Below are 246 nucleotides of genomic sequence, written 5' to 3'. Positions count from 1 at the left end.
GGCCACCATCACTGATACCGACGGTGACGTAGCCACTGATGACGCCAGCTTCACTATCACCGATGGCGGAGATCCAAGATTTAACCCTGCACAAGGCGGTGCTCTATCCCTCGACTTGGATGATGATGCACTCAACACTGGTGTGACGGGCAATCTCAGCTTCACTGCGGGCAGTGATGACATCACTGGCTTTAGCTTCGCAGACCCAAGTGTCACTGGTTTTGTTGCACCAACCGTCACTGGCTT

Annotated in this window: 1 protein-coding gene; it reads left to right on the top strand. The window is 54.1% G+C overall.

Translation table 11 applies throughout. The annotated features are described in order from the left end of the window. On the top strand, positions 1-246 hold a 246-nt coding region (locus tag L9G74_RS21655), incomplete at both ends, for a hypothetical protein (protein ID WP_238898921.1).

It is taken from the genome of Shewanella electrica, from assembly GCF_022321485.1.
Classification (GTDB): Bacteria; Pseudomonadota; Gammaproteobacteria; order Enterobacterales; family Shewanellaceae; genus Shewanella; species Shewanella electrica.
The sequence above is the reverse complement of the archived record's forward strand: the minus strand, read 5'-3'. Positions and strand labels throughout refer to the sequence as shown.